The 4,792-nt window shown below is 63.1% G+C and carries 4 protein-coding genes; all 4 read right to left on the bottom strand.

Annotated features, from left to right (window positions below; translation table 11 throughout):
- Window positions 1-836, bottom strand: an 836-nt coding sequence (locus PSV43_RS07625; protein ID WP_300195185.1) for an ABC transporter ATP-binding protein, incomplete at its 3' end; no start/stop codon positions are given.
- 5 nt (window positions 837-841) lie between these two features.
- Window positions 842-2,107, bottom strand: a complete 1,266-nt coding sequence (locus tag PSV43_RS07620) for a hypothetical protein (RefSeq protein ID WP_300195183.1) — start codon at window positions 2,105-2,107, stop codon at window positions 842-844.
- A gap of 41 nt (window positions 2,108-2,148) precedes the next feature.
- Window positions 2,149-4,197 (bottom strand): ABC transporter substrate-binding protein, encoded by a 2,049-nt coding sequence (locus PSV43_RS07615; protein ID WP_300195181.1) that lies wholly within the window; start codon window positions 4,195-4,197, stop codon window positions 2,149-2,151.
- 46 nt (window positions 4,198-4,243) lie between these two features.
- On the bottom strand, window positions 4,244-4,792 hold a 549-nt coding region (locus PSV43_RS07610; RefSeq protein ID WP_300195179.1), incomplete at its 5' end, for a formate--tetrahydrofolate ligase.

Genomic DNA, 4,792 nt, shown 5'->3' with positions numbered 1-4,792 from the left:
CGGGGCTGCTTGGGGCCCATGCGGGGGACGCAGGCGAGGAGGGCCTTGGTGTAGGGGTGCTGCGGATTGCGCAGGACTTCATCGACGGGGCCGGTTTCGACGATCTCGCCACGGAACATGACGGCGACGCGATCCACAACGCTGCGGATGATGCCGAGATTGTGGGTGATGAGGATGATGGACATGTCGAGATCGCGACGGAGCTGGGCGAGGAGATCCATGATCTGCTTTTGAATGGTGACGTCGAGAGCGGTGGTGGGCTCGTCGGCGATGAGGAGCTTGGGCTGGGTGCAGAGGGCCATGGCGATCATGACGCGCTGCTGCATGCCGCCGCTAAGCTCATGCGCGTAGGCGTGGAGACGCTTGCGAGAGTCCACGATGCCGACTTTGTCGAGCCACTTGACGATTTCGTCGTCGCGACCGGCCTTGCTGACATCGGGGCGATGGAGGGCGAGGGCCTCGGCGATCTGGGTGCGGATGGTGAGGACGGGATTGAGGGAGGTGGTGGGCTCCTGGAAAATGTAGGCGATTTCCTTGCCTCGAATGGCTCGCAGCTCGCGCTCATTCATTTCGAGAATCTCGTGGCCGTTGAGCGACATCTGCCGTGCGGTGATTTTGGCGGGAGGCTCGGGGAGCAGGCGGGCGAAGGAGAGGGCGGTGGCGCTTTTGCCGCTGCCGCTTTCACCGACGAGGGCGATGGATTCGCCGCGCTTGAGCTCAAGGCTGATGCCCTTGACGGCTTTCACGGGCTCGGCGTCATGGCGGCTGAATTCGATCTGCAAATCGCGGATGCAGAGGAGCGGGATGTCTTGGGGGGAGATGGCTTCGGCGGACATGGGGCTCAGGAAAGTCGAGGTTTTACGATGCGGCTGACTTGGAGCAAACACAAGGCGGCAAGCGCGATGGTGGCGCCGGACTGGAGGAGCGCGGTGGGATCTGCAAGGGTCTGTGCGGCATCCTGCGCCGAGGCGAGCGCTAGGGGTCGGTAGATTTTGGCGAGCGGGCCGTTCAATGAATCGATCAGCCGGGGCAGCATGGCGCAGGCGACGGCGATGCAGAGGAGTGTCTGTGCAAAGAGGGTGCAGATCCAAGCGGCGAGCATGGGGTGAAGCACACGAGAGATGTGGTCGCGCCAGATCATCGAGTCCGTCGCGCCGCACACGCGGGCGGCATCGATGGGCAGCGCTGCCTCGATGTGGTTCCAAGCATGGTACCAAGCGGCGCTGCCTGAGAGGAGCAGGGCAATCCAGAGGGCAAGCCATGACAGCAGTGAGGTGGGAAGCAGTGCCAGAATGCCAAGCGCCCAGAGCAGCCACGGCTGCCAGGCAAGCGTGGTCACGAAGCCAGCGGCGGATTTTTTCCGACCCGGCAGAAGCTGAAGAGAGGCGGACAGGAGGGCCAGCATGGCTGCACCGCTAACGAATCCGAGGGGGATGCCCCCTGCCCCGCCGGCACGGAGGCTCTGCGCCATCCAGTCTCCCCAGCCCATGAAATGTAACGCGTCTTCGATGATGATGAGATAAACCGGAGCGATGAGGCACAGGGACTGCAGGCGCACGCGGAGCAGTGGCAGCAGTTGATTTAAATGATGGAGCCAAAGCCGCGATGCTTTGGGAACACCGCGTGCACGCAGGGAGAAATCGAGGTTTGAAATTGACCTGCCATCCATGATGACCGCGTGAATCATTTCACCGCAGAGCGGCAGGGCCAGGAGCAGCGCCGGGGCTAGAAACTCCCAGAGTGCCTGAGCGAACGGCGCGCGCTGACTGCCTGGAAACTGCGCGGGCATGAGTGATTCGACGGGCCAGCCCAGGCGGCCGATCCAGCCGCTGATGAAGCCCCAGGTAAGGACGACCACAGGGACACAGGCGAGCGCACGGCCTAGCAAAGCGATGAACTTTTCCGTGCGGGGGCCGATCTGCCGCGCGCGCAGTCCTACGATAACGGCAATGCACAGCGCGAGCAGCAGTCCCGTGGCAAGAACCAGCAGGCTGGAACTGCAACGCAGCCAGAAGTCGGGGCCGGGCAGCGCGAGCACTTTTGCATCGTGATGTTGGAAAGGCAGCAGCAGCAGTGCGGCGATCAAGCCGCCGAGAAGCAGGCGCAAGGGCAGCCACCGTGGCGGCAATGAGAAGGGCTGCAGGCTCGTCATTCCGGCGTGCGCAGTTGAAGTTTGAAAAGGGGAGCGGTCGGCGTGAGTCTCGGCGGCCCGGTGAGTGTTTGCAGGGTCCAGTCAGAAACGGGACCGCGAGTTGATCTCTTTTCACGCAGGGTCGGCATGGCGGCGGCCTCGTCATGCGTGGTGAACAGAGTGAGCATGGGATGCAGAGGAAGAAGGCGGGACTCGAGCTCCCGCACGCGCCTTGGCACCTGCTCGGGATCGTATTCGGCAGCGAGGGCTTCGAGGATGAGATCGGTCTGCGGGTCAGAAATGCCGCAGAAATTGCTGCCGCCTGTTTTGGCCTGCGCGGAGTGCCACCAGGGGAGCTGGTCCCAGGAAACTTCGAAGCGCTGGTCGAGCAGCACGGCGTCAAAGCGGTGCTCGTGCAGACGCTGGGCGAGAGACTGGGCGTCGGGAGCGAGCTCGATCTTCACCTCGGCGCCGAGCTTGCGCCATTGTGCAACGAGGAGGTCCGCCGTGCGGGTGTGCAGTGCGTCGCTGCTGGGAACGAGGAGGGTGAAGCGGAGTGGACGCTCCGGGCTGCGCGCGATGCCTTTGTCATCTCGCGGCCAGCCTGCCTCGGCAAGAATTTTGCGCGCCTGCTCAAGCTGAAAAGGCTGGCTCTTGGCGAGGGTGCTGAACCAGAGGTTGGGAGCGAAGAGGCTGGCATCTGCGTGGCCGAGACGCCCGGGGAGTGTGCGGATGAGTTCATCTGTGTCCGTGGCCAGCGCCAGCGCCTCACGGCAGCGCTCGTGTTTCAAAACATCGTTCCGGGTGTTCCAAAGCACGACCAGGCGCTGCCGAGGCGGAGTGAAACGCAGTCGCTCCAACTGGGTGCGATCCGCCGCAGGCCAGACCAGATCCACGGTGTGAGTACGGACGCCAATCTGCGTCATCAAGGGCGAGACAGCGAAGTTAAACATGAAACTCGGCATTGCCTTGTCCTGCTGCACCGGGGTCAGGAAAAGCGATCGGGGATCGCGTGAGATGATGCGGTGCGTTCCGGCACCCGGCGGCGCATCGTGTACAAAATCAGACTCCTGCGGTGCGGGATGAGCCCGCAGCCATGCTGCGGGCAGAATGGGGAGATTTACCAACACACAGAGGGCGGTGCCCTGACGGCGGCGGAAGGACACATGCAGGCGGGTGCCTTTGTTCTGCGACTCCATCGTCTGGATATTACTTAACGCTTCACGATTCGGCAGAGGCCAGGCGTTGGTGCGGAGGAATTCGAGGGTGGCCTTGGCATCTTCTGCCGTCGCGGGCGTACCATCATGCCAGTGCTGGCCGGGGCGGATGTCGAGATCAAGCACCGGCTCACTCAACGCACCGATTTCCCCCAGGGGATTGATGGACGCCGGTTCCTCCGCGCTGGCGTCTAGGAAACGATGCAGGTCTGCGAGCAACTGCTGAGAATCGCCCGCCACCACAATTTCACAGGCGTTCGCCCCATCGAACCAAACGCGCTGGATCTGCCCCGCCTGCTTGGACCCTGCCATGAACTTGTCCCAAGGCTGGCGTAGCGCGGTGCGGCGCTCGATACGCCAGTAAACGACGGGCTTGATATCCAGCCCCGCGATGACCTCAAAGGCCTGGCGGACACCTTCGGCGTTGGGCTCGGTGAAACTCAGCAGCAGACGGTTTTCCAGGACTCGCACCGTCCCGAGATGCCACTCGGTCCAGCGGTTGTTTTCACCGATCTGGGCATGCAGCAGGTCCTGCGCATGTTTGGCGGCGGCTTCATTTGCAAACCAGCAGGTCAAGTCCTGCGTCCAGCGCCAGAACTCCGCGAGTCCGGGCTGCAGCGTGCCATCGCCCCCGAGCCGGATGAGCGGCTCATGCACCAGATCCGAGATCTCATGCTCAAGCTCTGTGGCCGGGAGAAAGGGATTCAGAACTGGCGCGCTTTGGGAGAGCATCGCGACGACACCCCCGGTGCGTTCTGTACGACTGCGACTGGAGTCATGCACGGACCAGCCCGCCGCCGCTGCAACGAGCAACGGAAAGCCAATGATCAATGTGCGGGCCAGAATCATGCGAAGTGCCAAGCTAGAGCATGCTCACCGTGACGGCAAGACATCGCTAGATGCCACTCATAACGCCGTCATCCGTGACCTGGATGCGCTCGGCGGCAGGCACTTTTGGGAGCGCGGGCATGCGCATCATGGTGCCGGTGAGAGCGACTAGGAAGCCCGCGCCGTTGGCGATTTCGAAATCGCGCACGGTGATGGTGAAGCCACGCGGACGGCCGCGCTTTTTCGCATCGTCGGAGAGGGAGTCCTGCGTCTTGGCCATGCAGAGCGGGAGCTTGTCGAAGCCGCTGCGGGAAAGCAGTGCCAGCTTGGTGCGTGCTTCCTCGGTGAGCTGCACGCCGTCGGCACCGTAGATCTTGGTGGCGATGGCGGTGAGCTTGGTTTCGACGCTGTCTTCCGGCTGGTAAAGGAAGGATAGCGGCGGGGCCTCCTGGGCGACTGCGGCGAGCACTTTTTCGGCGAGTTCAACGGCTCCGGCGCCCCCTTCCCCGAAGACATTGGCGGTGGCGCTGGGGATGCCGCGTGACTGGCAGAACTCATGCACCAGAGCGAGCTCGTCCGGGTGGTCGTTGGTAAACTGATTGACTGCCACGATGAC

This window comes from Prosthecobacter sp. (assembly GCF_029946185.1).
GTDB lineage: Bacteria > Verrucomicrobiota > Verrucomicrobiia > Verrucomicrobiales > Verrucomicrobiaceae > Prosthecobacter.
This window is presented reverse-complemented; position numbering and strand designations above follow the sequence as displayed.